Below are 26132 nucleotides of genomic sequence, written 5' to 3'. Positions count from 1 at the left end.
CTTACGCACCCTCAACCGGGTCCGCCTTTTTCCCGCGTCCGAAGCCGAGCAAGGTGGAGCGCTCACGTTCCTCGGCCTGCTTGCGCGAGCGCACGCGCATCAGATCCTTCCAGCCGACATAGCCGACCAACCTTCCATCCTCACGCGCCACGACCGGCAGATGCGAGACATTGGCGGTCAGCAGCTTGTCCGACAGGCCTTCCAGATATTCGTCGGGATGGGCCAGTGTCACCTTGCTTCCCGCCAGCAGCTCGCCGAGCGTCGTCGTCCGGTGCTTGCCGGCACGGCGCCAGCGCAGGATCGCCGGCGGATCGATGAGGCCGAGCACCTGCCTGTTTTCATCGACCACGGGAAAACTCGGATGCCGGGTTTCCGGCGCGGTCAGGAAGGCGGCCGCACCATGCAGCGTCATCGTCGCCGGCACGCTCTCGACCTCTGACGTCATCACCTCGCGCACCCTGGTCAGCGCGAAGGGGTCGACGCGATATTCGCGAACCAGATGGTGCCCTCGCCTGGCGATCTTCTCGGTCAGTATCGAACGCTTCATCAACAGCACGGTGACCGCGTGCGCCGCGGCACAAGCCGCGATCAGCGGCACCAGCACATGCGTGTTGCCGGTCAGCTCGACGGCGAAGAAAGTGGCTGTCAGCGGCGCGCGCATCGTGCCGCCCATGGTGGCGGCCATCGCCAGCAGTGCCCAGAAGCCCGGGTCCGCCGCCGGCAGGATGCCGGCAAGCACCGCCCCCATCGCGCCCCCCATGATCAACAGCGGCGCCAGCACGCCGCCCGAAGTCCCCGAGCCGAGCGCGACCGACCAAATGATGGCCTTGACCACCAGCAGCAGCAACGCCGCGGTGGCGATCGTGCGGCCGCCCAGCATGTCGGCGATGTTGTCATAGCCGACGCCGAGCGCCCGTGGGTCGATCAAGCCGCCTATGCCGACCACCAGGCCGCCGAGCATCGGCCACCACATCCAGTGGATCGGCAGCTTCTGGAAGCCGTCCTCGCAGGCATAGACCATCTGCGTCAGCAGCCCGGACAACAGGCCGGCGCAGATGCCGACCAGCACCCAGCCGCCAAGGCCGACGAAGGAGATAGCCATGTTGCCCGCGAACGGAAAGATCGGCCCTGGCATGTGCAGCATGGTGCGCTCCACCTCGGCCACGATGGCCGCCACCGCGACGGGGATGAAGCTGCGTGGCGTCCATTCGAACAGCAGCAATTCGACCGCCAGCATGATGGCTGCGATCGGCGTGCCGAACACGGTGGTCATGCCGGCCGCCGCTCCCGCCACCAGCAATGTCTTGCGCTCGTTGTCCGAGACCGGCAGCATCTGCGCAATCAACGAGCCGATGGCGCCGCCGGTCATGATGATCGGACCCTCGGCGCCGAACGGCCCGCCCGAGCCGATCGAGATCGCCGACGACAGCGGCTTCAGGATCGCCACCTTGGCGTCGAGCCTGGAGCGCCCAAGCAGGATCGCCTCGATGGCCTCGGGAATGCCGTGGCCGCGGATCTTCTCGCTGCCGTAGCGCGCCATCAGGCCGATGATCAGCGCGCCGATGACCGGAACGATGACGGCGGCAAGCCCGAGCGGCGTATCCTGCAGCTTCAGCTCGGCAAGCGAGAACTGGCCGAAATAGGCGATGTTGGTGGCGAGCCGGATCAGCTTCAGAAGCGCGATGCCGGCAAACAGCCCGGCGGTCGCCACCACCACCGCTATCGCGGCGACGAGCAGCACTCGGGCATCCGTGGTGAAATCCCGGAGATGATCGGGATTGGAGTTATGGGTCTTCATGGTGGCTTTGCTTCCTGGCGGCGGCCGTGTCTGGAGTTCTGCGGCACGGTCGAAGTGGCCAGCCGGTTGTCGGCCGGGTATGTATCGTAACACGATATATCTGTTCAAGCGGCTTTCGCTCGAAATTTCGTTTGAGCTTTCACCGGAAAACGAAGACATCTCCGACATGACGCAGCCCAAGACACCACGCCCCGCCATCAGGCAATCCGACTACCAGCGGCTATCCGAGTTCCGCTACCTCATCCGCCGCTTCCTCGAATTCAGCCAGGTGCAGGCCGAGGACGCCGGCCTGACCCCGCGCCAGCACCAGGCGCTGCTGGCGATCAAGGGATATCCCGGCGGCGGGCCGGTGACGGTCGGCGACCTGGCGGAACGCCTGCGCATCCGTCACCACAGCGCCGTCGAACTGGTCAACCGTCTCGGCGAGGCAGGACTGGTCGCACGCGACCAGGACAAGGACGACCACCGCCGCGTGCTGCTGCGGCTGACCGAACGCGCCGACGATTGCCTGGCCGAACTGTCGGCCGCGCATCTCGACGAGCTCTCGCGCATCGAACCCATGCTGCGGCGCCTGCTCGACCGGAGCCAGGACTGACGTCCAGCATCGGGCCGATACCGAACTATTTTTTTCACCGGACTATTTTTCCGGAATCCGAATCCTTTGGCCTGGCCGCGGCGTCTTGGACAGGCGACAGCCAAGGGAGCCAATGCGATGAAACGCCATTTGATACGCTACAAGACGAAGCCGGACCGGGCCGACGAGAACGAGCGCCTCGTCAAGGCAGTGTTCGAGGAACTGCGCGGCAAATCGCCGGAAGGCGTTCGCTACATGACCTGGCGCTCCGGCAATGGCACTTTCGTCCATCTCGTCGAGACCGAAACCGACGGGCATGCCGACCTCATCACAGGGCTTGCCGCCTTCCAGGCTTTTCAGAGTGGCATCAGGGATCGCTGCGTCGACCCTCCGCATCGTGACGTGATGACAGTGGTGGGCCATTATCGGATGCTGGACGAGTAGCCTGAATAGAACCATGTCGAGAACGGCCGGCGCATGAACAGTCCAGGCGAGATCCCAGAGCCTTTCGACCGCTTGTTCGGCGAATTGCGCCCCAAACTGCATCGCTACTGCGCCCGGATGACCGGCTCGGTCGTCGATGGCGAGGACGTCGTGCAGGAGGCGCTGGCCAAGGCATTCGAGGCCTTGGCCGGCACCGCCTCGGTCGCCAATCCCGAAGGCTGGCTGCTTCGCATCGCGCACAATGCGGCGCTCGACTTTTTGCGCCGCCGCGCCCGTGAGAAGACCTTCTCCGAGGAGGAGCCGGACATGATCGCCGACCCGGCAAATTCCATCGCCGACCGGCAGGCCGCGGCAGCCGGATTGCACAGTTTCATGCGCCTTCCCGTCGCGCAGCGAAGCAGCGTCATCATGATGGATGTGCTGGGTTATTCGCTGCGGGAAATCAGCACCATGCTCGACACCAGCATCCCCGCGATCAAGGCAGCGCTGCATCGTGGCCGTGGCCGGCTGCGTGAGCTCGCCGACGAACAGGACGATCGTCCTGTTCCCAGGCTGAGTGCATCGGAGCGCCTGTTGCTCAACGCCTATGTCGATCGCTTCAACGCCCGCGACTTCGACGCCGTGCGAGACATGCTGGCCGACGAAGTGCGGCTGGAACTGGTGGCCAGGGCAAGGCTCAACGGCCGCAAGGAGGTGGCCACCTATTTCGGCAATTACTCCCGGGTGCGGGACTGGCATTTCCAGCCTGGTTTCGTCGAGGACCGTCCGGCAATCCTCGTGCGCGATCCCAACGACCCGACGGCAGCGCCGGCATACTTCATCCTGCTGGGTTGGCAGGGCGGCAAGCTTGCCGCCATCCGCGATTTCCGCCACGCCAGATACGTCGCTGACGGCGCCGAAACGTTCGTCCTTGAGACGATTGCCTGGCGGGTGAGCAACCGGAAAGCCTAGCCCTGCTGCCTACTGCAGTGACTTCAACAGATTGTCGACCGTGAACGGATTGGCTTTCGGCTTGGCTGGAGGCGGATTGTCGTTGGCGGGCACCTGCTCGGCCTTGGGTGCCTGTTGCGCCGCCTTGCGCTCGGCTTCGAGCCTGGCCTTTTCCTGGGAGGCAATGCGCATCGCCTCCTCCGCCTTCTGGCGCTCCTGCTCGGCCTGCGCCTTGGCCGCCTCGTCCGCTGCCTGCTGTTCCGCCGCCGCCTTGGCCTCGGCATCCGCCTTGGCTTTTGCTTCCGCGTCGGCCTTCGCCTTGGCATCCGCGTCGGCCTGGGCCTGAGCGTCGGCCTCCGCTTTCGCCCTGGCGTCGGCCTCTGCCTTCAGGCGCGCCGCTTCCTCTTGTTGGCGCAGCTCCTCCGCGGCCTTGTCGCGGGCATCCTGAAGCGCCGCGTAATAGCGCACTTCGCGTCGCAGCCGCTGTTTCTCCAGCAACGCGGCCTGCATCGCCTCGACGCGCTGCTGTTCTTTTTCCAGCGCACGCTGGGTCAGGAATTGCGCCAGGGGCTCGCTGTCGAACTGCCGTTTCACGGCACCGAACGGCCCCTCGGCGGTGAAATTCACGGCCGGCTCGGAGCCGACCAGCGCTTCGTCGCCAGGCCGATAGGTGACCGCGCCCTTGGCGGAAACCGTGCTGGCGTTGAGATCCGCCATGATGTCGGCCGACAACGTCGCCGCCGGGTTTTCAAGGCTGATCGGCGGCGCCCTGAGCGTGCCGCCGGCAATCGTGAAGGCGACCTCGGCATTCCCGGCGGCGAAGCTGCCGTCGGCGGCTATGTCAGGCGCGAAACCAGCCGTCTTGGCGGCGTCGATATCGCGTCCGATTGCATCCGCCTTGGCCAGGAAAGCGCCGAACGCGTCAGGATTGACGCCGGCGATCCGCAAGCCCTTCAGCGTCGCCGTGCCGGATCCCGATAGAGCGGCAATCATCGCGTCGACGGATTTGCCGCTGGTCGACAGCGTTGTCGAGAAATCGCCGCTGCCGCCGATGCCCGCATCCGGCAAGACATCAGCCAGATCGGCACCCGCCAGTTTCATCTGTCCGGTGAAAAGCCCGGTACCGTCATTGTTCTTCAGCTCGAACAGGCCGGAGAGCGCCCCGCCGAGGAATTTGGCCTTGAGATCGGTGACCCGAATGCCTTCCGGGTCGAGCTTGAGCGAGAGGGCCGCGTCATAGGCGGTGGCGAGCGGGCCGACGGTGAGCGACGCCGTGGTCAGGTCGAGATCGGCCGTGAACGGCAGGCTGGACTTCTGGCTGAACGGCGCCGACGGCCACGCGCCGGATTTGTCATTCTTGTCGGCCCTGTCATTCTTGTCGGCATTGTCACTCTTGTCGGACCCGTTCTTGTCCACGAGAAAAGCGGAATCGCCAAACAGCGCCACCGCCATCGGATCGAGGTCGAGTTCGTCGAGCGCCAGCGCCCCAGCCAGATGCGGCACGCCGTCCTTGCCGTCGACCCCCTGCTTGACATCGAGGTTGATGTCGCCGGACACAGCCGCCTCGTTGATGGCGCCGCTGAGCCCGGAGAGCACCAGCAGGCCATTGCCGTAATCGGCCTGCGCGGCCAGCGATGTCGACATGCCGGCGCCCGTGCCGGGCAGGCCGATGCCCGTCGTCATCAGCCACGGCTCGATGTCGGAGGCGTCGAGGTTGATCTTGCCCTTGGCCGTCGGGCCTTGCGGCGTGTCGGCGACCACCCCCTCGAAGCCGGCCTTGAAGTCATTGCCGGCAAGGCTGAAGCTCGTCGCCAGACCGCCAGAAAGCGTGCCCTTGGCCTGGATGTCGGTGCTTGCTTCACCCAACATGCCGAGCGGCAGCGCCGGCAGGCCGTAGAGCGCGAGCAAGGCGGTTGCGTCCGGGTTCCTGGCATTGAAAGTCAGTGTCACCGGCGCGTCGGCAAGCCTGTCCACCGCGCCCTTCCCCGACAGCGACGCCGAAAAGGACGAGCCACCGGCCTTGCCTTGCCCGCTCACCGCCAGGCCCGTGGTGCCGTCGCCATTGTCGGCGGCACTGGCCACGAGGTCGACGCGCGCGTCCTGGAACAAGTCGGGATAGGCTGCGGCGCGGTCTGCGAGCCCCTTCAGCACGGCATTGTCCGGATAGTGCCGTGCGGCGACATCGATCAGCGGTTTGAGGTCGACCGCGACCACCGAGGCGTCCAGCTTGCCGGTCGGGCTCGCCGGAAAATCCTTGATGCGGCCGGTGGCGCTGATCGAGGAACCGGCCAGTCCACCGACAGACAGCCGGTCGATTTCGAGCAGCCCGTCGCGCAGCCTGAGCGCGGTATCGACCGTGTCGGCGGTCAAGCCGCCGGCGCTGACAGGGCCGGCCTTGATCTGGAAATCGAGGTCGCTGTCGGCAAAACGGTTGGCTCCCTTGTCGCTGACGAAGATCGAGGCGAAGGCCGCCAGCCCATCGACATCGAGATCGCCGCCCTCGAGCCGCATCAGCACCGATGGCTTTGCGTCTTCGGGCTGGCTGGAATCAATGCGGCCGGAAAACTTCGCCTTGCCGAGGATCAGTTCGAGATCACTGAAGGATTGATGATTTTGCGAGAGATCGACCTTGGCCTTGAAACCGGCGGCAGGCAGACGGCGGATCGCCTCGTCGACATCCTTCGACAGCCAGGCGGCAAAACCCGAGGGTTGCGCCACGGCCAGCAGCAACGAGCCGGTGAAGCCGAAATGGCCCTGCACGTTGAGCATGACCTTGCCATCGGCTTCCAGCTTGGTGCGGCCGGGCAAGGTCGCGGCCAGCGATTTCACCGACCACCCGTCACCGACCGGCTCGGCCGAAAGATGAACATCGCGCACCGTCGTGTCGCCGGCCACCACCGCCGGCAACTTGACCTCGACCGTGCCGGGAATGGTCGGCTTCGGCAGATCGAGCAGCGCCTGCTCCAGCCCGGCGATGCGCTGATCCAGCGTCAGGCCCGTACCCGCCTGGGCACCCACCGCCTCGTCGAACTGAACCTGCGCGCCATTGGCCTCGATGGCGAAGCTCGGTTTCTGGCCAAGATCGACCGAGGCCTTGCCATCGGCGGTGTAGGGATTGTCGAGCGGACCGGTCTCGAAACGGAATTCGTCGACGCCAAGCTTCTGGTGGTCGAGCGAGAACTTGCCGTTCAGCCGGAAGCCCGGATCGGACTTGCCGGTGCTGACTTTCACCGTCTCGCCGTCCGTGCCGCGCAACTCGGCTGAATTCTTGCCCGCGCTGTCCTTGTCCGCGCCCGAAATCTTGAACTGGCCGGAATAGACGGCGGCACCGTTGACGATGCCGGCATTGCCGTCGGTCTCGATGACCAGCGGATACGCGTCGGGATCCGCCTTCACCCGTAACCGCATCTGCCCGGAGGGTTCGGCCTTGCCGGTCGACGCTGTGACCGTGGTCCGCAACCCGTCCAGCCGCAACGTGCCGTCCATGCGCCACGGACCGGCCAGCGACTTGGCCGAAATGGTCGAGTTGATCTCCGAAAAGATGTGGCTGCGGCCGCCGGCGGCATGGCGCAGTTCAATCTGCCCTTCCGTCACCGTCAGTTTCTCGATCGAGACCTGGCCGGGGTCGAAGGGCGAGGACGGGCGCATGGCCCAATCGATGGTTCCGTCGGCGGCGATGTCGATGGTCGCCTTCGGCCGCACCAGCCGCATGTCGAAGATCAGCACCTCGCCGCGCAGAAAGGGTGCCAGTTCCGCGTCCATCGAAAACGTCTCGACGGTCATGGCCGGCTGACCGTCGGGGCCACCGGCGACGGCGACTTTGGAAAAGGTCACCGAGGGAAACGGCAGCAGCCTTGCCGTGGCGTCGCCCTGCACGGTTACCTTGCGGCCGAGGATGGCGCTTGCCTCGCGCTCGAACTCGGCGCGGTAGCCAGTCCAGTCGATAAAATGCGGCACCACCAGCGCCGCAAGCAGCACCAGCACGAACAGGCCACCGAAGATCACGAACAGGCGTGCGAGCATCAGCTCCGAACAGGTTGATTGCAATTCCGCCGCACTCTACCCGCATCCGCGTGTCGATAAAGAGGCAATTCATCCCGTGTTGCGTCATGTCGGACGATCTGAAACAAATCCGGGAAAAGCGGAGATTCTCGGATGTCGGGCAAGAACTGGGATCGCGTGCCGATCGATGCGCAGAGTGTCGATGCCCCGCTATCGCAGTCGGCGATTTTCCTTGTCGGCATCGTCGCCGGCGATCAGCCGGCTCTGGCCAGGGTTTGTTCCGTGCTCGGCGAACTCGACGATCTGGTCAAGACTGTCGGATTCCGCGATCTCGGCGGGCGCCTGTCCTGCATCGCCGGCATCGGCCGAGATCTCTGGGACCGGCTCAGCCCCGGCCGGCGGCCGCTGGAACTGAAGCCGTTCGCGCCGATCAAGGGCGCGGTCCATTCGGCGCCAACGACACCGGGCGACCTGCTCTTCCACATCCGCGCCGAGCGGCCCGACATGTGCTTCGAATTCGAGCGTATCCTGCTCGACAGGCTTGGTCCCGGCCTCAGCGTCGTCGACGAAGTGATCGGCTTTCGCTATTTCGACGCCCGCGACCTGCTCGGCTTCGTCGACGGCACCGCCAACCCGGCCGGCCTCGATTTGCCCGCCTCGGCGCTGGTCGGTGACGAGGATGCCGATTTCGCCGGTGGCAGCTATGTCGTGGTCCAGAAATACCTGCACAACATGCAGGCCTGGGCGCGCATTCCCACGCCCGAGCAGGAGGCGATCATCGGCCGCACCAAGATCGACAACATCGAAATCGATGATGACGACGCGCTGCGCAAATCGCACAAGGCGCTGGCCACCGTGGTCGATGCCGACGGCAACGAACACGACATATTGCGCGACAACATGCCGTTCGGCAGGCCCGGGCAGAACGAATTCGGCACCTACTTCATCGGCTACAGCAGATATCTCTGGGTCACCGAGAAAATGCTGCAGCGCATGTATGTCGGCGACCCGCCCGGCGCCTACGACCGGCTGCTCGATGTCTCCACGCCGCACACCGGCACGACCTTCTTCGCCCCGACCCGCCCCATGCTGCAGACGCTTGCGCAGGACGCCCGGGAGCAGCTTTCCGCTGCAGGGTAGAGCGGCGGTTGACGGCCCCTTAGCGTGCGTCGCGTTTCGCCTGCGCCACATTGGCCGCCTTGCGCTGGCGGCCGAGTTCGGCCGGCCGAACAAGATTTGGAACCTTCTGGTTGGCCACGGCCCGCATGCCCTCGTGGGCGGTGCGCGAATTGTGCGTGGGACCGTCCGGAGCTTTCTGCTTCAAGGCCAGCGCCTTGCGCGCATTGTCGACCAGCGAAGTGCGAGCCGCCAGTTGGCGGCGCCGTTCGGCCTCGCCGTTCAGCCGCCGCATCGCCATGGCCAGCACCGCCTCGACCCGAATGGCGGCGCGGTCAAGACGCGCTGTTCGCGATGCGCTTAGCCCGCGTCAGGCAGGATCTTGCCCGGATTCATGATATTTTGCGGATCGAGCGCCTGCTTGATCGTGCGCATGATGTCGACGCCATGGCCGAGTTCGTGGCGCAGGAACCCGATCTTGCCTTGCCCGATGCCGTGCTCGCCGGTGCAGGTACCCTCCATGGCGATCGCCCGCATGTTGAGCCGTGCCACGAATTTTTCCGACAGCGCGATTTCCTTGGGATCGTTGACATCCATCAGCACCAGCACGTGGAAATTGCCGTCTCCGGCATGGCCGACGATGGGCGCGATAAGTCCCATCTCGGCAATGTCGGCCTCGGTTTCCATGACGCATTCGGCAAAGCGCGAGATCGGTACGCAGACATCGGTCGACAGCCCCTTGGCGCCCGGCCGCAAGGTCAGCGACGCCCAGTAGGCGTCGTGCCTGGCCTTCCACAATTTGGTGCGTTCCTCGGCAACGCTGGTCCACAGGAACGGCCCGCCGCCATTTTCTTCCGCGATCGCCCCAAAGGTCTCGGCCTGTTCGGCAACGCCGGCGTCGCTGCCATGAAACTCGACGAACAGGCACGGGCTCTCGGGATAATCGAGCTTGGAATAGTTCTTCATCGCCCGCATCTGCAGCGCGTTGACCAGTTCGATGCGCGCCACCGGAATGCCCATCTGGATCGTCGCGATGACGGCGTTGCAGGCAGCTTCGACGCTCGGGAAGGGACAGACGCCGCCCGAGATCGCCTGCGGAATGCCTTGCAGCTTCAAGGTCAGTGCTGTGATGATGCCAAGCGTGCCCTCGGAGCCGACCAGCAGCCGGGTCAGGTCGTAGCCGGCCGAACTCTTCTTCGCCCGCTTGCCGGTCGTCACCGTCTCGCCGTCGGCCATGACGGCGGTCAGCGACAGCACGTTCTCGCGCATCGTCCCGTAGCGGACCGCGTTGGTGCCCGACGCCCGCGTCGCCGCCATGCCGCCGAGCGAGGCATTGGCGCCCGGATCGATCGGAAAGAACAGGCCGGTGTCGCGCAGGTGCCGGTTCAAATCCTCGCGCGTGACGCCGGGCTCCACCGTGCAGTCGAGATCCTGCGGATTGACCGAAAGAATGCGGTTCATCCGCGACGTATCGACCGAAATGCCTCCACCCGGCGCATTGGTGTGGCCTTCGAGCGACGAGCCGACGCCGAACGCGATCACCGGCACGCGATGCGCTGCACAGGCACGCACGATTTCCTGCACCTCGGCCGTCGTCTCCGGGAAAGCGACGCCGTCGGGCGCCTGCGTCGGAATATAGGTGGTCGTATGCGCGTGCTGCGAGCGGATGGCCTGTCCGGTCTGGAAGCGCTCGCCCAGCCGCTGCTTGAGGATGCCGAGCACCGCCGCGATGCCTTCCTCGTTGCGTTCGACCGGATTGAGGTCGCTCAGAGCCATGAATTCCTCCGCGAATGGACCAGCGTCCACGCTTGTTATGCGAGTATGGATGCCTAAAGCAATTCCAGGAAAAGTGTGAAGCGGTTTTCCATCCGAAATTGCGTCAGAATGTAATGACACTCACCGGCTACGATCTGTCCAGCACCAGAACAAGGAAGTCTCGATGTCCATTCCCGCCCCCTTCGTCTCCAGGCCCATGGGCATCGAGAAGGACTGGATCGACTATAACGGCCATCTCAACATGGCCTATTACAACGTGCTGTTCGACCGCTGCTCGGACGAGGCCTTCGAGGCGATGGGCATGGGTCTGGACTATGTGAAAGAGCGGCGGCTCACCATCTACACCGCCGAAGCCCATGTCTGCTACATCAGGGAACTGCATCTCGACCACAAGGTCGCGGTCTCCTTCCAGCTCATCGACCATGACGAGAAGCGGCTGCGGGCCTATCAGGAAATCCGCCATGTCGACGGCTGGCTCGCCGCCACGTCCGAGACCCTGTCGCTGCATGTCGACATGTCGGGGCCGAAGGTGGCGCCTTTCCCGGCCGATGTACTGGCCAGGATCGAAGCCATGCGCGCCGCCCACTCCGTGCTCCCGATGCCCGAGCGCGCCGGCCGTTCGATCGGCATCAAGCGCAAATAGGGCGAAGCCCAGGCGACCGGGTCTGGCCTCAAAGCCACACCCGCGATCCAAAATCGCCGGGTTCCTTAAATCGGCTGGCACGCGTGCTTGAAGCCACCTCGCACCAGCATTAACCTTACTGAGGATTTAACGGGAACAAGCCATCTGAGCCGTTGAACGACTCAGCGGAGCGGTCGAAAACGTCCGCACAGGGTTGTTTTAGCGGGCGGCGCGGCGAAGCCGGTTCGAGGAACGTGCATGAAAACCGACATCAAGGTCGAGGTGGACAGGCTGGCGGCCGATCCGCGCATATCGGACTACGATTTCTGGCGTTCGCTCAAGAATGTCGACAACGAGATCTTTCACATCGCCAACAACAACGAACCGATCCCGTTCGACATGATCCGCTGGCGCAGCATCCTGAAGCGCGCCCGCCTGAAGCGCGGCCACGCTTAGCGCCGTTGCCTGATCGCCGCCAGCGGCGAGCGCGCGATCACCGGCGACGACTGGATGATCGCCGTGTTGGTCATCGCATAGGGGATGATGCGGTCGATCACCCGTTCGAGTTCGGCGACCGAGCCGACATGCGCCAGCGCGATGAAACAGTCCTCTCCGGTCACCCGGTCGCATTGTGCGATCTCCGGCAACTCACGGATGATCTCGGCCACGACTGACAATTGCCCAGGCACCGGCCGGATGCGCAGCCACGCCGACAGTTTCAGGCCAAGCGCCGCCGGGTTGATCCTGACGCAATAGGCCTCAATCACGCCGTTCTCCTGCAGCCGCTTGATGCGCTCCGCCACGCTCGGCGCAGACAGGCCGACGGAACGGGCCAGCTCCGCGGTGCTGATGCGCGCGTCCTCTTCCAGCAGGCGCAGGATCTTCATGTCGGCCGCGTCGATGTCGGCATTTTCGTTTCGAAGGCGTTTCATGGAAAAGTCCTTGCTTCCGGGAAAGGAATGATTGGTCAATCTGGTCATCATCCATATGAATAGGGAGGATCGGCTACGATACTGATCCCATGGATGACCACAGGCAAGCCCCGCATTCCAGCCCTGCCGCTGCCACCCCGGCCTTTGCCGGCCCTGCGCTCGCCGGGCTTGCGACAAGATTGCCGCCTCATATCTGGTTCGCTGTCAGCGCTGTCTTTCATTATCTCGGCCCGGCCTTCGCCGTGCTGCTTTTTGCGCAAGTCGGCGTGCTCGGCATGGCCTGGCTGCGCATAGCCACCGCGGCGCTGGTCTTCGCGCCATTGACCCGCCCATGGCGAACCTTCGCCAGCGCCGATCCTCCGACGCGGCTCCTGCTCGTTGCCTTCGGTGCTTGCCTGGCGGTGATGAACTGTTCGTTCTACCTGGCGCTCGACCGCCTGCCGATCTCGCTGGTGGCGGCGATCGAATTCGCCGGCACCATCGGCGTCGCGCTCGCCGGCCTCAGAAGCGCCCGCAATCTGGCCGCTCTTGCCGTCGCCGTCACCGGCACCTTGCTGCTGATCCACGTCAAATGGTCAACCGACCCGGTCGGGCTGGTCTGGGCTTTCCTCAACGGCGCGCTCTTTGTCGGCTACATCGTGCTTGGCCACCGTGTCGCCCGCGCGGGCGCCGGCGACGGCATCGCCGGCCTGGGTGCGGCCATGGCGGTCGCTTTCGTCGTCGTGCTGCCCGTTGGCTTCGCCGACGCCCTGCCCGCCTTTTTGTCGCCGCCGCTGCTCGTCGCCGCCATCGGCGTCGGCATCTGCTCGTCGGTCATTCCATACGTATGCGACCAGCTCGCCATGGCGCGGTTCCCGCGCGCGAGTTTCGCGCTGATGCTGTCGCTGCTGCCGGTCACCGCAACGCTGATCGGCGTCGTCGTGCTGCGCCAGGTACCCGGTCCGTCCGATTGCCTCGGCATCGCGCTGGTCGTGGCCGGCGTTGCGCTTCACAGGCCGGCCTCGGCTGGCTAGCCGGGAAACCCCTTCCTCGCGGTCGGTTGCGGAAAGCCTCCATCGGTCCCGCCTGCGACGAACTGCGACAGGCCAGCCGAGATTGAAACCAAATTCTACTTTGAGCCGTTGTCTCCCGCGAAAAATGGCTTGGAGCGACGCTATGGAACGGAAACGGACCAGGGAGCCGGCGGACGCATGGCACATGACCGACGACCTTCATGTCGAGCACGGCAAGGGCGACCCCTTCGCGGCGGCCATCCGCGCCACGCGCATGTCGATGATCATTACCGATCCGCGCCGGCAGGACAATCCGATCGTCTTTGCAAACGACGCCTTCCTGCGCCTGACGGGTTATGAGCGCGACGAGGTTCTCGGCAGGAACTGCCGCTTCCTGCAAGGGCCGGAGAGCGACAAGGAAGCGATCGCTCAGATACGCGCCGCGATCGCCGATGAAACCGACATCAGCGTCGATATCCTGAATTACCGCAAGGACGGGTCGACCTTCTGGAACGCGCTCTACATAAGCCCCGTCTCCAACGACAAAGGCGAAATGCAGTTCTTCTTCGCCTCGCAACTCGATGTTTCCGACCGGAAGCTCTGGGAAAATCGCATCACCGCGGACAAGGAGCGTTTCGAAAAGGCCGTCAAGGAACGCACGGCTGAGCTCGAAGCGGCGCTTGAGGCGCAGACCACGCTGCTGCATGAGGTCGATCATCGGGTGAAGAACAATCTGCAGATGATCTCCTCGCTTATCCTCATGCAGAGCCGCACCGTCTCCGACGCGAACCTCAAGCGCTCGCTTGGCACGATGTTGGAGCGCATAGAGGCGCTCAGCACCGTGCACCGCCGGCTCTACCAGTCCAAGGATGTCAGCAAGTTCGATGTTTCCGACTTCGCCAAGGATCTCATCTCCGACCTGCTGACGGCTTCGGGACGTTCGGAAATCAACCCGACACTCGATCTCGAGCCCGTCGTCGTCCCGGCCGAGAAGGCGACGCCGGTGGCGCTGATGGTCAACGAACTCGTCACCAACGCGCTCAAGCATGCCTTCAAGGAAAGGCCCGACGGCACGAGATCGGGCAGCATCGGCATCAAGATGAGCCAGCCGGACGGCCATTTGAACATCGAGGTCTCGGATGACGGCGTCGGCATGGCGGGTGCCAATGGCGACGCCTCCTTCGGCATGCGGCTGATCAAGTCGCTTGCCCGCCAATTGCGTGCCGACATCGAGTGGCGCGATGCCGGTCCCGGCACTCGCGTTGTCATCTCGATGCCCAATGGACCACAGCACAAAGGGAACCTGTCATGATTGAACCGCTCAAGGTCCTGATCGTCGAGGACGAGGCGCTGCTGGCCATGGAGTTGGAGAGCCTGGTCGAGGACGCCGGGCACAGCGTCGTCGGTTGGGCAACATCGCTCGCCGAAGCAAAGGATATGGTCGATACCACGCAGGCCGATATCGCCTTTGTCGACATCCATCTCACCGACGGCCCGACCGGCATCGACGTCGCCGAATATATTGGCGACAGGAAGAACTCGATGGTCATTTTCATGACCGCCAACCCGAAGCGCATCCCCGACCACTTCGCCGGTGCGATCGGCGTCATCGCCAAGCCCTACACGATGAACGGGCTGACCTCTGCCCTGCGCTATTTGCAGGAAGGCGTGCGGCGCCCGCCGCCGAAATCGGAGCGCCCGGCGGGCTTCACCCTGTCGCCGGCCTTCAAGACGATCTGGGCGCCGGCGGCCTGAAGGCGATGGTCATGCCAGCTTCTGCCTGAGGAAGGCGATCGTCCTGCCCCAGGCGAGGTCGGCCGCCTTCTTGTCGTAGCGCGCCGCCGAGGTGTCGTTGTTGAAGGCATGGTTGGCGCCTTCATAGACATAGACCGTGTATTCGACATGCGCGGCATCGAGTTCCTTCTTGAACGCATCGATGCCGGCATTGGTGCGCTCGTCGAGGCCGGCATAGTGCAGCAGCAACGCGGCCTTGATCTTCGACACGTCGGCGGCCTTCGGCTGCATGCCGTAATAGGCGACGCTCGCGGCAAGGTCGGGCGCATTGACGGCCAGCATGTTGGCCGCGCCGCCGCCCCAGCAGAAGCCGATGGCGCCGACCTTGCCGTTGCCGTCCCTGTCGCCCTTGAGGAAGGCGACCGTCGCCACGCCATTGGCCACGGTCTGCGCCGGGTCGAGTTTCCCGAACATGTCGCGCGCCTTGTCCTCGTCAGTGGGCGTGCCGCCCAGCCGCGACAGGAAATCCGGCGCGAGCGCCACGAACCCTTCCAGCGCCACGCGCCGGGCGACGTCGCGGATATGCGGGTTGAGCCCCCTGTTTTCATGGATGACGACGACCGTGCCGAGCTTGCCGGCCTGGTTTGCGGGTTTGACCAGATAGCCCTTCATCTCGCCGCCGCTGCCGGGATAGGTGATGTCCTCGCCCTTTACGCGGGCATCGTTGTCGGCGACGATCGCCGCCTGGGCCGAGTTCGCCGCCAGCATCGGCGCGATCGCGGCCGCCGCCGCGCCCGATCCGGCAAGCCTTGTCAGCTGCTCCATGAAGCGGCGGCGATCCAGCGTCAGATGCGTGTATTCGTCATAGGCATCGATCATCGCCTGGGTGATGACGGGTTTGGTGGTGACGTCGGCCATGGGCTTCCCCGATCTCGCCGCGACTGCGGTGTCCTTGCCGGTCGCAAGATAGGGGCGAGCCTCTCATCGTCCAGTCACCGGAGCGTGACATCTCGCTGCCTCGCGGCCGTCGGTCGGCCGAGGATCATCACGTTTTTGTCATCGGTGACAAATCTTGATGGCGCTGCCACAATAGTGGGGAAACTGGCTGGCCGGCCGCCCTCGGTCCTATAGGCCCGATCTGAAAGGAACAATGCCGATGACCATGCCCTCGCCGATCCTGGCAACCGCCTTCGTGGCAGCAGTGGCGGCCGTTCTGGCGATGCGCGCGGCCGTTGTCGCGGCAAGCCGCAAGTCCATGGTCAGGGTCCGCAGCCGCAAGCGCCAGCGCGCGAACACGAAAACCCAAAGTTGAGGTGAAGTCATGGACGTTCAGGACATCGTGAACACCGTCTCGCAGAAGGCCGGTCTCGACCAGGCCACGACCGAAAAGGTCGTCGGCACCATTTTCTCGGTGCTCGAGCACGAGGCCGAAGGCACCAGCGCCTCCTCCTTCTTCGCCAAGATTCCGGGCGCCGATGCGCTGGCGCAGAAATATGACGTCATGGCCGCCCCGGCCGGCGGCGGTGGCGGCTTCCTGTCGTCGCTGCAGGGCGCGCTTGGCGGCGTTCTCGGCGAAAAGGCCGGCGCGCTGGTCAACGGCCTCGCGGCGCTCAAGGCCTCCGGCCTCGACTTGGCGCAGATCCAGAAGGCTGGCGAGACGCTTGTCCAGCAGGCCGAGGCGGCCGCAGGCCCCGATCTGACCAACCAAGTGCTTGGCTCGGTGCCGAGCCTAAAGAGCCATCTGGGGCTCGGCTGATCGTCGGCTCGCCCGACCCGGTAACCCCGCCTGCCTACTTCGGCAGCGCGTAGGCCATCACATAATCGCCCGGCTTGGTGCCCACCGAGCCGTGGCCGCCGGCGACGATGACCACGAACTGGCGTCCGTCCGCGACGGTGTAGGTCATCGGCGTCGATTGCCCTCCGGCCGGCAGCCGCGCCTGCCAGAGCTGCTTGCCTGACGTCAGCTCGTAGGCGCGCAGATAGTCGTCGACCGCGGCACCCAGGAAGGCGACACCGCCGGCGGTGATCATCGGCCCGCCAATGCCGGGCACCCCGACTTTGAACGGCAACGGCAGCGGCGTCATGTCGTAGACGGTGCCGTTGCGGTGCTTGTAGGCAATCGTGCCGGTGCGAAGATCGACGCCCGCGACATAGCCCCAGGGCGGCGCCTGGCACGGAATGCCGAGTGGCGACAGGAACGGTCCCATCACCACCGCATAGGGCGCTCCGTCATTGCGGTTCAGCCCCTGCTCGCTGCCCTTGGTGTCGCCTGGGGGCGGCACGTCGGCGCGCGGCACCAGCCGCGACGTGAAGGCAAGATAGGTTGGCATCCCGAACATCACTTGCCGCACCGGATCGACCGCCACGCCACCCCAGTTGAACGTGCCGAAATTGCCGGGATAAACCAGCGATCCCTGCAGCGAAGGCGGCGTGTAGCGGCCTTCATAGCGCAATTTGTGAAGCGCGATGCGGCACGCCAGCTGGTCGAACATGGTGATGCCCCACATATCGTGCTCGGTCAGCGGCGGCGGGTTGAAGGAAAGATCGGACGCGGGCTGCGTCGGCGATGTGTGGTCGCCCTCGATGGCGCCGCCGGGCGCCGGCACTTCCTTGACCGCAATCACCGGCTCGCCGGTGCGCCGGTCGAGCACATAGAGGTCCCCTTGCTTGGTCGGCCCGACCAGCGCGGGCACCACGGAGCCGTCGGCCTTGGTGATGTCGATCAGGCTCGGCTGCGCCGGCACGTCCATGTCCCAGAGGTCATGGTGCACGGTCTGGCGCACCCATTTCAACTGCCCGGTGTTGAGGTCCAGCGCGGTGATCGAGGAGGAGAATTTCTCCACATTGGCACTGCGGCCCATGCCGAGCTGGTCCGGCGTCTGGTTGCCGAGCGGCACGTAGAGCAGGCCGAGCTTCTCGTCGGCGCTCGGCGTCGACCACATGTTGGGCGAGTTGGCGGTGTAGGTCTGGCCGGCCGGCAGCGGCGTCGTCTGGTCCGGATTGCCGGAATCCCAGTTCCACAGCAATTTGCCGCTGCTCGCATCATAGGCGCGGATGACGCCGGACGGCTCCTGCGTCGAATAATTGTCATTGACCGCCCCGCCGACGATGATCTTGCCGCCGGCAATCAGCGGCGCCGAGGTCGAGTAGTAATAGCCCGACTTCGGATACGGCATGCCCGTCAACAGATTGAGCGTGCCGCCCTCGGCGAAGGCCGGGCAAACCTGCCCGTTGGCGGCGTCGAGCGCGATCAGCCGCGCATCCGAGGTCGGCAGGTAGACGCGCGCCGCGCAGGGCTGGCCGGCGGCGCCCGCCGCATCGGCATAATAGGAAACGCCCCGGCAGGTCTGGTGCTGGCGGTCCTTGTCGAGCTTGATCTTGGGATCGTAGCGCCACTTCTCCTTGCCGGTCGCCGCATTGACGGCGATGGCGAAGTTGTGCGGCGTGCAGATATAGAGCGTGTCGCCCACCTTGAGCGGTGTCACCTGATAGGTGGTCTCGCCGACATCGTCGGGGCCCTTGACGTCGCCGGTGCGATAGGTCCAGGCCGGCTTCAGGTTGGCGACGTTTTCCGGCGTGATCTGGTCGAGCGGCGAATAGCGCTGGCCGAACTGCGTGCGCCCGTAATAGTGCCATTCGCCCGCCGGCACATCGCCGCCGAGATTGGCGTTGGGGATCACCTTGTCGGTGTCCAGCGCGCCGCCGATGTCCTTCGGGTCCGTGGTCATCGAATAGCCGGCCACCGCCAGCGATGCCAGCACGGCAAGGATCAAAGGGGCTCGCCCGTCCGGACCGGCAAGGCCGCGCCGCGCCCACGGCGTCAGCAGCCACAACGCCACCAGCACGATGATGCCGCCGCGGGGACCGAGTTCCCACCAGTCGAAGCCGGTTTCCCAGACCGCCCAGGCCAGCGTGCCGAGCACGATCGCCGCGTAGAGCCAGAGCGCCGTGGAACGGCGCCGGTAGAGCAGCCAGGCGGCGACCAGGAAGGCGAGACCGACGATGATGTAGTACCAACTGCCTCCCAGCGAAGCCAACCAGATGCCGCCGGCGCCAAGCGCCAGGCCTATGAGGAAGAGAATGAGGGAGGTGATGGTGACAGCCAAGATGATACTCCTTCGACTGTTGCGCGCATGGGGCGGGCTAGGGCAACCCGGCATTGCGTGTTGCCCGTGCAACTTTCTCCCGACGGCGGCGCCTGTCAAGCGTAGGTCGCGGACCCGCGGGCAGCAACCTCGTTCCGCCGGGGATTGTTCCACAACGGCGGTTCCCATATCGGTGAAGCCGCCGTATCGGGCACTTTGCCGGAACAAAACGTAGACAGTTCTGGTCTTTCCCTCCCGAATCACTACATTCGGGGGAGATGTCCGGCTTTTCCGAAGACATGCCCTTTTTCGACGAACCCGATGCGCGGCCCACGGCCCCGTCGGGCATTGCCGCGCGCGCCATGGCTGCCCGCGGCGGCCAAAACAATGCGCCCGACTATCTCAGGGGCTTGAATCCCGAGCAGCGGCTGGCGGTGGAGACCACCGAAGGCCCTGTTCTGGTGCTGGCCGGCGCCGGCACCGGCAAGACCCGCGTGCTGACCACCCGCATCGCCCACATCCTTGCCACCGGCAGGGCCTTCCCCTCGCAGATCCTGGCCGTCACTTTCACCAACAAGGCCGCGCGCGAGATGAAGCAGCGCATCGGCATCCTGATCGGCGAAGGCAATGTCGAGGGCATGCCGTGGCTCGGCACTTTCCACTCGATCGGGGTGAAGCTGCTGCGCCGCCACGCCGAGCTTGCCGGCCTGAGGTCCGATTTCACCATCCTCGACACCGACGACGTCGTGCGCTTGATCAAGCAGCTGATCCAGGCCGAGGGCCTGGACGACAAGCGCTGGCCCGCGAAACAGTTCGCCCAGATGATCGACGGCTGGAAGAACAAGGGCCAGGGTCCGGCCGATATCGCCGAGGGCGATGCGCGCAGCTTCGCCAACGGCAAGGGCCGCGAGCTCTACAAGGCCTATCAGGAGCGGCTGCAGACGCTGAACGCCTGCGATTTCGGCGATCTGCTCTGCCACCCGATCCGCATCCTCCGCGCCAATCCCGATGTGCTGAAGGACTATCACCGGCGGTTCAAATACATCCTCGTCGACGAGTACCAGGACACCAACACCGCCCAATACATGTGGCTGCGGCTTCTGGCGCAGAGGCCGAGCGGACCACAACCAGCGCGAAGTGGTTCTCCGGGTGGGCGCGTTCCAAGTTTTTCCGGTGTTTCAGATAGAACGGAAGCGGCTAGCTATAGACCCGCAACTCCAGAGGACGAATCAACAGTTTCGGCCGAAGGCCGCAAGCCCGACCGGGCGTCCGAGCCGTTGCGAGGCCCCCGCGGAGGGCCCGCGCCGGCAGGCGCGGAACAGCCCGTGAGCGAAAACAAAGTCAATATCTGCTGCGTCGGCGATGACGACCAGTCGATCTATGGCTGGCGCGGTGCCGAGGTCGACAACATCCTGCGCTTCGACAAGGATTTTCCGGGCGCCACCATCATCCGGCTGGAGCGCAACTACCGCTCGACCGCGCACATACTGGGCGCCGCCTCCCATCTCATCGCCTACAATGAGGGCCGTTTCGGCAAAACGCTGTTCACCGACCGCAACGATCCGGAGGACGGCAAGGTCAACGTCCACGCCGCCTGGGATTCGGAGGAGGAAGCCCGCGCCATCGGCGAGACCATCGAGGCCTACCAGCGCCAGAAGCACAATTTGAACGACATGGCGATCCTGGTCCGCGCGTCCTTCCAGATGCGCGCCTTCGAGGACCGCTTCATCACGCTCGGCCTTAACTACCGCGTCATCGGCGGTCCGCGTTTTTACGAGCGCATGGAAATCCGCGACGCGCTGGCCTTCTTCCGCGTCGTCGCCAACAGCACCGACGACCTCGCCTTCGAGCGCATCGTCAATGTGCCCAAGCGCGGCTTGGGCGAAGCGACCATCCGCCAGATCCACGACACGGCGCGCGCCTTGCGCATCCCGATGCTGGAGGCGGCGGGTACACTGGCGGAAAGCGACGAGCTGAAGCCGAAACCGCGCGCCGCGCTGCGCGAGGTCGCTGCCAATTTCGAACGCTGGCAAAAGGCGCTGGAAACCACGCCGCACACCGAACTTGCCGAGACCATTCTCGAGGAGAGCGGCTACACCGACATGTGGAAGAACGACCGCTCGGCGGAAGCCCCCGGGCGGCTTGAGAACCTGAAGGAACTGATCCGTTCGATGGAGGAGTACGAATCGCTGCGCTCCTTCCTCGAACATGTCGCGCTGGTCATGGATGCCGAGCAGAATGCCGGGCTCGATGCCGTCTCCATCATGACGCTGCATTCGGCCAAGGGCCTCGAATTCGAGACCGTCTTCCTGCCCGGCTGGGAAGAAGGCCTCTTTCCCCATCAGCGCGCACTCGACGAAGGCGGCCGCTCCGGGCTCGAGGAAGAGCGGCGGCTCGCCTATGTCGGGCTGACGCGGGCCAAGAAGAACCTGCATATCTGGTTCGTCTCCAACCGCCTCATCCACGGGCTCTGGCAATCGACCATCCCGTCGCGCTTTCTCGAGGAACTGCCGGAAGCCCATGTCGAGGTCGCCGAAGCCGGCAACTCCTATGGCGGCTACGGCAATCCCTATGGCGGCGGCTCGTTCGCATCCGGCCGCGGCGGCGGCCAGGGGGCAGGAAGACAGAACCCCTATGGCGCTTCGCGCTTCGACAATATCGGCGGCACTTCGGGCGGCGGGGAAAAATCCGGCGCCTTCTCTAACACCTATTCGACGCCGGGTTGGCAGCGTGCGCAGGCCAACCGCACCGAGGCGACCGACCGCAACTGGGGCACGCGTTCGGGCCATCAGGTCGAACGCATCGGCTATGGTGAAACAGACTCCGGCTACGGCGCCGGCCGCACCAGCGTCAAAGGCCGCACCATAGACGGTGAACTGGTCGCCAAATCCGTGTCCGACACGCCGTCCGCCTTCAGCGTCGGCGACCGCGTCTTCCACCAGAAATTCGGCAACGGCAACATTTCAGCCATCGAGGGCAACAAGCTGACCATCGACTTCGACAAGGCCGGCCAGAAGCGCGTGCTGGACGGGTTTGTGCTGCCAGTGTGAGGCTGCCAGCCTCGAAGGCTGACGTCCCGCCTCAATCCACCTTCTTCTCGCCCCGCTCCCCGGCCTTCACGATATCGCCCGTCGTAAACAGGATTTCCTTCAGTTCCACGCGCCAGTCCGTCTTCTGGCGCAGCAGGAATTCGAGGTCCATGCCGAAATGCTTGAACTCCTCGCTCTGCGCGTTCTTCATGATCGCCTTGGCCTGCGGGTTCTTCTCGACCGACATGCGCTGTTCGTACCAGCTGATCGCTTCCGCCTCCTCGATCAGCGAGGTGATCATGCGGGCAAAGGTCCGCACTTCCTGCGACAATTCTTCCGGCGGTTCGTGGTACTGGTCGAAACCCATGTCGTCCTCCCTCAACGGCTCACGGATGGAGCCAGGCATTGGCCCGCATCCATGAATGCGCGGGACGCGCCGCGGGTTCCGGGATCACGGCCACAATTCGGGATGATGGATCCGCGAACTATCTCACGACACTGGCGCAGCGCCGCCCTCTTCCGTGCGCCGCGCGATGAACGCGTCGAGCACGCCTGACGTGGCGGCCGCCGCGGCCGGCGGCTCAAAATCGGCAAGGGTGCGCTTCCAGATGCCGGTGGCGCGTTCGGTGGCGGTCTTCGAGCCGCTTTGCGTCCAGTTGCCAAAATTCGACCAGTCGGCCACCAGCGGCTCGTAGAAGGCGGTGCGGTAGCGCGCCATGGTGTGGCCGGCCGAGAAGAAGTGGCCGCCCGGCTGCACTTCGGCGATCGCCTCGAAGCCTATTGCGTCGTCGTCGCCGGGGGTCGCCGCACAAAGTTCCGCGACCGTCTGCAGCGCCTCGATGTCGGTGACCAGCTTTTCCAGGGAAACGCTCAAGCCCCCTTCCAGCCAGCCGGCCGCGTGGATGCAGACGGTGGCGCCCGACAGCACCGAGCCCCATAGCGCGAACTGCGTCTCGTGCGCGGCCTGCGCGTCCGAAATGTTGGCCGCGCTGCCGCCCCCCGAGCGCCAGGGCAGACCGGTGAAGCGCGCCAATTGGCCTGCGCCCAGCGTGGCTTTGACGTGCTCCGGCGTGCCGAAGGCCGGTGCGCCCGATTTCATGTCGACATTGGAGGAGAAGGAACCGTAGACCACCGGCGCGCCCGGCCGCACGATCTGCGCCAGCGTCAGCCCGGCCAGCGCTTCGGCATGCTGCAAGGTCAGCGCGCCGGCCACGGTGATCGGCGCCATCGCACCGGCCAGGCAGAACGGCGTGATGATCAGGACCTGGCCCGCCTTGGCGAAATCGATGATGCCTTGCGCCATCGGAATGTCGAGCTGGCGCGGCGAGTTGGTGTTGATGACGGTGTAGCAATGCGCGCCCGAGCGGAACTCGTCCTCGGACAGCCCGCGCGCCAGCCTGATCATCTCGAAACTGTCATCGACCTGCGGCGTGCCACGCGCGAACACGAACGGAAATTTGTCCGACAGGGTCAGCTGCGCCCGGTTGACGGCATAGTGGCGGAAACGATTGTCGATGTCCTGCGGTTCGATGCATGGCCCCAGCATGTGCAAGACGTCGAAATGCTGCACCAGCTTGATCAACTCCTCGAAGGCGACCAGCGTTCCGGGCCGCCGGCCGCGCTCGAGATCAGTGACGTTGGGCGCGCCGGAGCCCGCCAGGAACGTCATCGAGCCCAGTTCAAGCGACAGGTCGCGATTGCGCGCTCCGGCATAAGCGTGGATCGATCGCGGCGCCGAGGCTAAGGCTGCCGCCACCATGTCGCGGCCTATACGCACCATGTCGGTGTCGGGGTCGACCAGGGCGCCGGCGCGGGCGAGCACCTCGCGCGCCTCGGGCAGCAGCACCTTGATGCCCAGTTCTTCCAGCACGCGCAGCGCCGTGCCGTGGATCGACGCCACCTGGTCGTCGGAAAAGATCGGCTGCGGCAGGAATGGGTTCTTCAGCGACCGGTAATTGGGCTTACGGCTTGATTCGCTGCCTGCCTCGCCCATGCGTCCGCGCCGGCGTTCGCGCCTCGTATCCCGTGCAGCGTCATCGACCATCAGAAACTCCTCCTCATTGCCGCATCGCCCTGCCCTGGGGACCGTAGGGCGAAGCCGCGATGACCCGCGCCGTCCGTTCGACGCCGACAATGTGCACGCAAAGCGCCATCTCCTCCCCGGCGAAATCGTCGTCCACCAACGCCAGCGCGACGCTCTTGCCGATCGTGGTAGCCAAATCCGCCCGAGGCGCCGACAAAGCCACCCCCGATAACCACTGCGCGATAGTGCGGCTTCAAGGCTTCCGCTCGCGGTCAGTTCGAAGCCGGCATCATATCCGTACTAGACATAAGTGTCTATTACGCCAAACACGCTCTATGGGCGGTCACTAATTCCCGCTCTCCTGGTTTTTATCTGCACATGGAGAGACCGGCGAACCCGTATGGCGCACTGTCACGCAAGCATCATGTTGACGCCTTAGATCGCTTTCGGGGAGGCACGCGCGGCATCATCGATGCGGCACCTCTTTTTCATTTTTCCTTCGGCCGCTCCGGCGTGCTTCGTCATAAAGAGGATTGTCCATGAAACACCTGTACCGAACCGCCTCGCTCGGCGTCGCGCTGGCCTTGTTCACCGCCCTCACCCCGGCGCTTGCCGATGGCGTGGCCTACATCAACAAGGGCCTCGTCGGCGTCGGCCGCATCCCGGCCGACCAGCGCGACAAGTTCGGCGAGACCTTCGGCTCGGGCTCGGGCATGGCGATCGACATTTCGGGCTGGACGCATGATGCCGGCACCTACAAGGGATCGCTCTGGCTACTGCCCGACCGTGGCTACAATGTCGCCGGCACCACCGACTACCGGCCGCGCCTCAACACCATCGCCATCGAGTTCACGCCTGTCGCGCCGGGCGCTGCTCCCGCCGCCGGCCAGGAGCAGACGGGCGTCAAGGCGACGCTTGCCGACACCATGCTTCTCACAGACGACACGGGCGCCGATGCCACCGGCCTCGATCCGCTGTCGGACGTACGCGCCGCGGCCGGCGACATGCCCATGCTGCCCGTCGCCACCAATGGCAAGCTCGCGCTCGACAATGAAGCCATCGTGCGGCTGCCGGACGGCTCGATGTTCATCTCCGACGAGTACGGCCCCAACATCTACAGGTTCTCCGCGCAAGGCCGCCTGATGTCGGCGACCCAGCCGCCTGCGGCTCTCGTGCCGATGCGCAAGGGAGCGCCGAACTTCTCCTCCGACAATCCCGGCCCGGGCGCCGCCGACCCTGATCCGAAGGATCCCGAAACCGGGCGCCAGAACAACCAGGGCCTCGAAGGCATGGCGATGACGCCGGACGGCAAGTTCCTGATCGCCGTGCTGCAGTCGGCGCCCCGGCAGGATGGCGGCGATTCACCCTCGACACGGCAGAACACGCGGGCGCTGGTCTATGATGCCTCCGACCTCGCCCATCTGAAGCTCGCGCATGAATATGTCGTGCCGCTGCCGGTGTTCAAGGATGCCAAGGGCAAGACCAAAATCGCCGCGCAGAGCGAGATCGTGGCGCTTTCGGCCACGTCCTTCCTGATGCTGGCGCGCGACAGCGGCAACGGCCAGGGCCTGAAGAAGGGTGACGCTTCGCTCTACCGCCAGATCAACATCGTCGACGTCTCCGGCGCGACCGACATCGCGGGCGGCGCCTTCGATGCGGCCGACAAGCCGGTCGCGCCCAAGGGCGTGCTTGATCCCTCGGTGACGCCGGCCAAGCTGACGCCGTTCATAGACATCAACGACGCCACCGCGCTTGGCCACTTCGGCCTGCACAATGGCGGCGCGAAGGACCACAACGAGCTTTCGGAGAAGTGGGAAGCGATGTCGTTGGCCAGCGTCCTCGATCCCAAGCTGCCCGACGACTATTTCCTGTTCGTCGGCAACGACAATGACTTCCTCGCCCAGGACGGCTTCCAGGTCGGCGCGCCTTACAAGGCCGACGACGGCGCCGATGTCGACACCATGTTCCTGGTCTATCAGGTCACGCTGCCAGGTCTCGGCAAGAAGTAGCGATCACTGCACAAGCGGGCGCGCCTGGCGCGTCCGCCTGGATGGCACCATCAATTAAAAGCCCCG

21 protein-coding genes and 2 pseudogenes are annotated in these 26132 nt (G+C 65.0%); 13 read left to right on the top strand and 10 right to left on the bottom strand.

The window, feature by feature from the left end:
* Position 1: 1 nt before the first annotated feature.
* Entirely contained in the window at positions 2 to 1798 is a 1797-nt protein-coding gene (locus FJ543_RS00895; protein WP_140873394.1) for a chloride channel protein, read from the bottom strand.
* A 166-nt stretch (positions 1799 to 1964) separates the two neighbouring features.
* Here FJ543_RS00895 and FJ543_RS00890 point away from each other — a divergent pair, with 166 nt between their 5' ends.
* From FJ543_RS00890 to FJ543_RS00880, 3 genes are all read left to right on the top strand, one after another.
* Positions 1965 to 2393, top strand: a complete 429-nt coding sequence (locus tag FJ543_RS00890) for a helix-turn-helix domain-containing protein (RefSeq protein ID WP_181166287.1) — start codon at positions 1965 to 1967, stop codon at positions 2391 to 2393.
* A 117-nt stretch (positions 2394 to 2510) separates the two neighbouring features.
* The gene (locus tag FJ543_RS00885) at positions 2511 to 2816 is read left to right on the top strand and encodes a hypothetical protein (RefSeq protein ID WP_140660943.1); all 306 of its coding nucleotides are present in this window, start codon (positions 2511 to 2513) and stop codon (positions 2814 to 2816) included.
* A 33-nt stretch (positions 2817 to 2849) separates the two neighbouring features.
* Positions 2850 to 3767, top strand: coding sequence for a sigma-70 family RNA polymerase sigma factor (locus tag FJ543_RS00880; RefSeq protein ID WP_140873392.1), 918 nt, complete (start codon positions 2850 to 2852; stop codon positions 3765 to 3767).
* Between the two features lie 9 nt (positions 3768 to 3776).
* Here FJ543_RS00880 and FJ543_RS00875 read toward each other — a convergent pair whose 3' ends face one another.
* On the bottom strand, positions 3777 to 7769 hold the full coding sequence (locus FJ543_RS00875) for an AsmA family protein (protein WP_140873390.1): 3993 nt from the start codon (positions 7767 to 7769) through the stop codon (positions 3777 to 3779).
* 132 nt (positions 7770 to 7901) lie between these two features.
* Between FJ543_RS00875 and FJ543_RS00870 the strand changes: the two genes are divergently transcribed.
* Positions 7902 to 8888, top strand: coding sequence for a Dyp-type peroxidase (locus FJ543_RS00870; protein WP_140873388.1), 987 nt, complete (start codon positions 7902 to 7904; stop codon positions 8886 to 8888).
* 19 nt (positions 8889 to 8907) lie between these two features.
* On the opposite strand, the pseudogene FJ543_RS00865 reads toward FJ543_RS00870, so the two are convergent.
* Together FJ543_RS00865 and FJ543_RS00860 are read right to left on the bottom strand one after the other, a co-directional pair.
* Positions 8908 to 9177 (bottom strand): annotated as a pseudogene (locus tag FJ543_RS00865) (hypothetical protein); the annotation flags it as partial.
* Between the two features lie 47 nt (positions 9178 to 9224).
* Entirely contained in the window at positions 9225 to 10640 is a 1416-nt protein-coding gene (locus tag FJ543_RS00860) for an FAD-linked oxidase C-terminal domain-containing protein (RefSeq protein WP_140873386.1), read from the bottom strand.
* 163 nt (positions 10641 to 10803) lie between these two features.
* Here FJ543_RS00860 and FJ543_RS00855 point away from each other — a divergent pair, with 163 nt between their 5' ends.
* Positions 10804 to 11283: a thioesterase family protein gene (locus FJ543_RS00855; protein WP_140873384.1), complete on the top strand. Its 480-nt coding sequence runs from the start codon at positions 10804 to 10806 to the stop codon at positions 11281 to 11283.
* 237 nt (positions 11284 to 11520) lie between these two features.
* Complete coding sequence (locus FJ543_RS00850; RefSeq protein WP_015317249.1) at positions 11521 to 11718, top strand: hypothetical protein; 198 nt, start codon at positions 11521 to 11523, stop codon at positions 11716 to 11718.
* Here FJ543_RS00850 and FJ543_RS00845 read toward each other — a convergent pair.
* Complete coding sequence (locus FJ543_RS00845; protein WP_140615683.1) at positions 11715 to 12194, bottom strand: Lrp/AsnC family transcriptional regulator; 480 nt, start codon at positions 12192 to 12194, stop codon at positions 11715 to 11717. The two genes, FJ543_RS00850 and FJ543_RS00845, sit on opposite strands and share 4 nt — an antisense overlap.
* A gap of 89 nt (positions 12195 to 12283) precedes the next feature.
* Here FJ543_RS00845 and FJ543_RS00840 point away from each other — a divergent pair, with 89 nt between their 5' ends.
* From FJ543_RS00840 to FJ543_RS00830, 3 genes are all read left to right on the top strand, one after another.
* Entirely contained in the window at positions 12284 to 13207 is a 924-nt protein-coding gene (locus tag FJ543_RS00840) for an EamA family transporter (protein ID WP_140873382.1), read from the top strand.
* A gap of 184 nt (positions 13208 to 13391) precedes the next feature.
* Positions 13392 to 14498 (top strand): histidine kinase dimerization/phosphoacceptor domain -containing protein, encoded by a 1107-nt coding sequence (locus FJ543_RS00835; RefSeq protein WP_167331122.1) that lies wholly within the window; start codon positions 13392 to 13394, stop codon positions 14496 to 14498.
* Positions 14495 to 14941: a response regulator gene (locus FJ543_RS00830; RefSeq protein WP_015317245.1), complete on the top strand. Its 447-nt coding sequence runs from the start codon at positions 14495 to 14497 to the stop codon at positions 14939 to 14941. Before FJ543_RS00835 ends, FJ543_RS00830 begins: the two co-directional genes overlap by 4 nt.
* A 9-nt stretch (positions 14942 to 14950) precedes the next feature.
* Here FJ543_RS00830 and FJ543_RS00825 read toward each other — a convergent pair whose 3' ends face one another.
* The gene (locus tag FJ543_RS00825; RefSeq protein ID WP_140873380.1) at positions 14951 to 15838 is read right to left on the bottom strand and encodes a dienelactone hydrolase family protein; all 888 of its coding nucleotides are present in this window, start codon (positions 15836 to 15838) and stop codon (positions 14951 to 14953) included.
* Positions 15839 to 16076: 238 nt separating this feature from the next.
* Here FJ543_RS00825 and FJ543_RS31370 point away from each other — a divergent pair, with 238 nt between their 5' ends.
* A complete protein-coding gene (locus FJ543_RS31370) occupies positions 16077 to 16232 on the top strand; it encodes a hypothetical protein (RefSeq protein WP_181173892.1) in 156 nt (51 codons plus the stop codon).
* Between the two features lie 9 nt (positions 16233 to 16241).
* Complete coding sequence (locus tag FJ543_RS00820) at positions 16242 to 16676, top strand: hypothetical protein (RefSeq protein WP_015317242.1); 435 nt, start codon at positions 16242 to 16244, stop codon at positions 16674 to 16676.
* A 34-nt stretch (positions 16677 to 16710) separates the two neighbouring features.
* Here the strand turns inward: FJ543_RS00820 and FJ543_RS00815 are convergent, their stop codons facing one another.
* Positions 16711 to 19026 (bottom strand): glucose/quinate/shikimate family membrane-bound PQQ-dependent dehydrogenase, encoded by a 2316-nt coding sequence (locus FJ543_RS00815; RefSeq protein ID WP_140822228.1) that lies wholly within the window; start codon positions 19024 to 19026, stop codon positions 16711 to 16713.
* 257 nt (positions 19027 to 19283) lie between these two features.
* On the opposite strand from FJ543_RS00815, the gene FJ543_RS00810 reads away from it, so the two are divergent.
* Positions 19284 to 22055 carry a UvrD-helicase domain-containing protein gene (locus tag FJ543_RS00810; RefSeq protein ID WP_140873378.1) on the top strand — a complete coding sequence of 924 codons (2772 nt, stop codon included), beginning with the start codon at positions 19284 to 19286 and terminating at the stop codon, positions 22053 to 22055.
* Between the two features lie 31 nt (positions 22056 to 22086).
* Here FJ543_RS00810 and FJ543_RS00805 read toward each other — a convergent pair whose 3' ends face one another.
* The 3 genes and pseudogenes from FJ543_RS00805 to FJ543_RS31365 form a co-directional block, all read right to left on the bottom strand.
* The gene (locus FJ543_RS00805; protein WP_015317239.1) at positions 22087 to 22401 is read right to left on the bottom strand and encodes a hypothetical protein; all 315 of its coding nucleotides are present in this window, start codon (positions 22399 to 22401) and stop codon (positions 22087 to 22089) included.
* Positions 22402 to 22524: 123 nt separating this feature from the next.
* Entirely contained in the window at positions 22525 to 24078 is a 1554-nt protein-coding gene (locus tag FJ543_RS00800) for a trimethylamine methyltransferase family protein (protein ID WP_140873376.1), read from the bottom strand.
* A 13-nt stretch (positions 24079 to 24091) separates the two neighbouring features.
* A pseudogene (locus FJ543_RS31365) lies at positions 24092 to 24263 on the bottom strand (glycine cleavage T C-terminal barrel domain-containing protein); the annotation flags it as partial.
* Between the two features lie 333 nt (positions 24264 to 24596).
* Here FJ543_RS31365 and FJ543_RS00795 point away from each other — a divergent pair.
* Entirely contained in the window at positions 24597 to 26066 is a 1470-nt protein-coding gene (locus FJ543_RS00795) for an esterase-like activity of phytase family protein (RefSeq protein ID WP_140873374.1), read from the top strand.
* The last annotated feature ends 66 nt before the right edge of the window (positions 26067 to 26132 follow it).

The organism is Mesorhizobium sp. B2-5-7 (assembly GCF_006440875.1).
Lineage (GTDB): Bacteria > Pseudomonadota > Alphaproteobacteria > Rhizobiales > Rhizobiaceae > Mesorhizobium > Mesorhizobium australicum.
This window is presented reverse-complemented; position numbering and strand designations above follow the sequence as displayed.

Excerpts from the sequence above, each read along its gene's own strand:
- FJ543_RS00845 (WP_140615683.1), bottom strand. The coding sequence starts at position 12,194 with ATGAAACGCCTTCGAAACGAAAATGCCGACATCGACGCGGCCGACATG.
- FJ543_RS31370 (WP_181173892.1), top strand. The coding sequence starts at position 16,077 with ATGACCATGCCCTCGCCGATCCTGGCAACCGCCTTCGTGGCAGCAGTG.
- FJ543_RS00855 (WP_140873384.1), top strand. The coding sequence starts at position 10,804 with ATGTCCATTCCCGCCCCCTTCGTCTCCAGGCCCATGGGCATCGAGAAG.
- FJ543_RS00800 (WP_140873376.1), bottom strand. The coding sequence starts at position 24,078 with ATGGTCGATGACGCTGCACGGGATACGAGGCGCGAACGCCGGCGCGGA.
- FJ543_RS00830 (WP_015317245.1), top strand. The coding sequence starts at position 14,495 with ATGATTGAACCGCTCAAGGTCCTGATCGTCGAGGACGAGGCGCTGCTG.
- FJ543_RS00880 (WP_140873392.1), top strand. The coding sequence starts at position 2,850 with ATGAACAGTCCAGGCGAGATCCCAGAGCCTTTCGACCGCTTGTTCGGC.
- FJ543_RS00870 (WP_140873388.1), top strand. The coding sequence starts at position 7,902 with ATGTCGGGCAAGAACTGGGATCGCGTGCCGATCGATGCGCAGAGTGTC.
- FJ543_RS00860 (WP_140873386.1), bottom strand. The coding sequence starts at position 10,640 with ATGGCTCTGAGCGACCTCAATCCGGTCGAACGCAACGAGGAAGGCATC.
- FJ543_RS00875 (WP_140873390.1), bottom strand. The coding sequence starts at position 7,769 with ATGCTCGCACGCCTGTTCGTGATCTTCGGTGGCCTGTTCGTGCTGGTG.
- FJ543_RS00810 (WP_140873378.1), top strand. The coding sequence starts at position 19,284 with ATGTCCGGCTTTTCCGAAGACATGCCCTTTTTCGACGAACCCGATGCG.
- FJ543_RS00835 (WP_167331122.1), top strand. The coding sequence starts at position 13,392 with ATGACCGACGACCTTCATGTCGAGCACGGCAAGGGCGACCCCTTCGCG.
- FJ543_RS00825 (WP_140873380.1), bottom strand. The coding sequence starts at position 15,838 with ATGGCCGACGTCACCACCAAACCCGTCATCACCCAGGCGATGATCGAT.
- FJ543_RS00890 (WP_181166287.1), top strand. The coding sequence starts at position 1,965 with ATGACGCAGCCCAAGACACCACGCCCCGCCATCAGGCAATCCGACTAC.
- FJ543_RS00895 (WP_140873394.1), bottom strand. The coding sequence starts at position 1,798 with ATGAAGACCCATAACTCCAATCCCGATCATCTCCGGGATTTCACCACG.
- FJ543_RS00850 (WP_015317249.1), top strand. The coding sequence starts at position 11,521 with ATGAAAACCGACATCAAGGTCGAGGTGGACAGGCTGGCGGCCGATCCG.
- FJ543_RS00885 (WP_140660943.1), top strand. The coding sequence starts at position 2,511 with ATGAAACGCCATTTGATACGCTACAAGACGAAGCCGGACCGGGCCGAC.
- FJ543_RS00840 (WP_140873382.1), top strand. The coding sequence starts at position 12,284 with ATGGATGACCACAGGCAAGCCCCGCATTCCAGCCCTGCCGCTGCCACC.
- FJ543_RS00795 (WP_140873374.1), top strand. The coding sequence starts at position 24,597 with ATGAAACACCTGTACCGAACCGCCTCGCTCGGCGTCGCGCTGGCCTTG.
- FJ543_RS00805 (WP_015317239.1), bottom strand. The coding sequence starts at position 22,401 with ATGGGTTTCGACCAGTACCACGAACCGCCGGAAGAATTGTCGCAGGAA.
- FJ543_RS00820 (WP_015317242.1), top strand. The coding sequence starts at position 16,242 with ATGGACGTTCAGGACATCGTGAACACCGTCTCGCAGAAGGCCGGTCTC.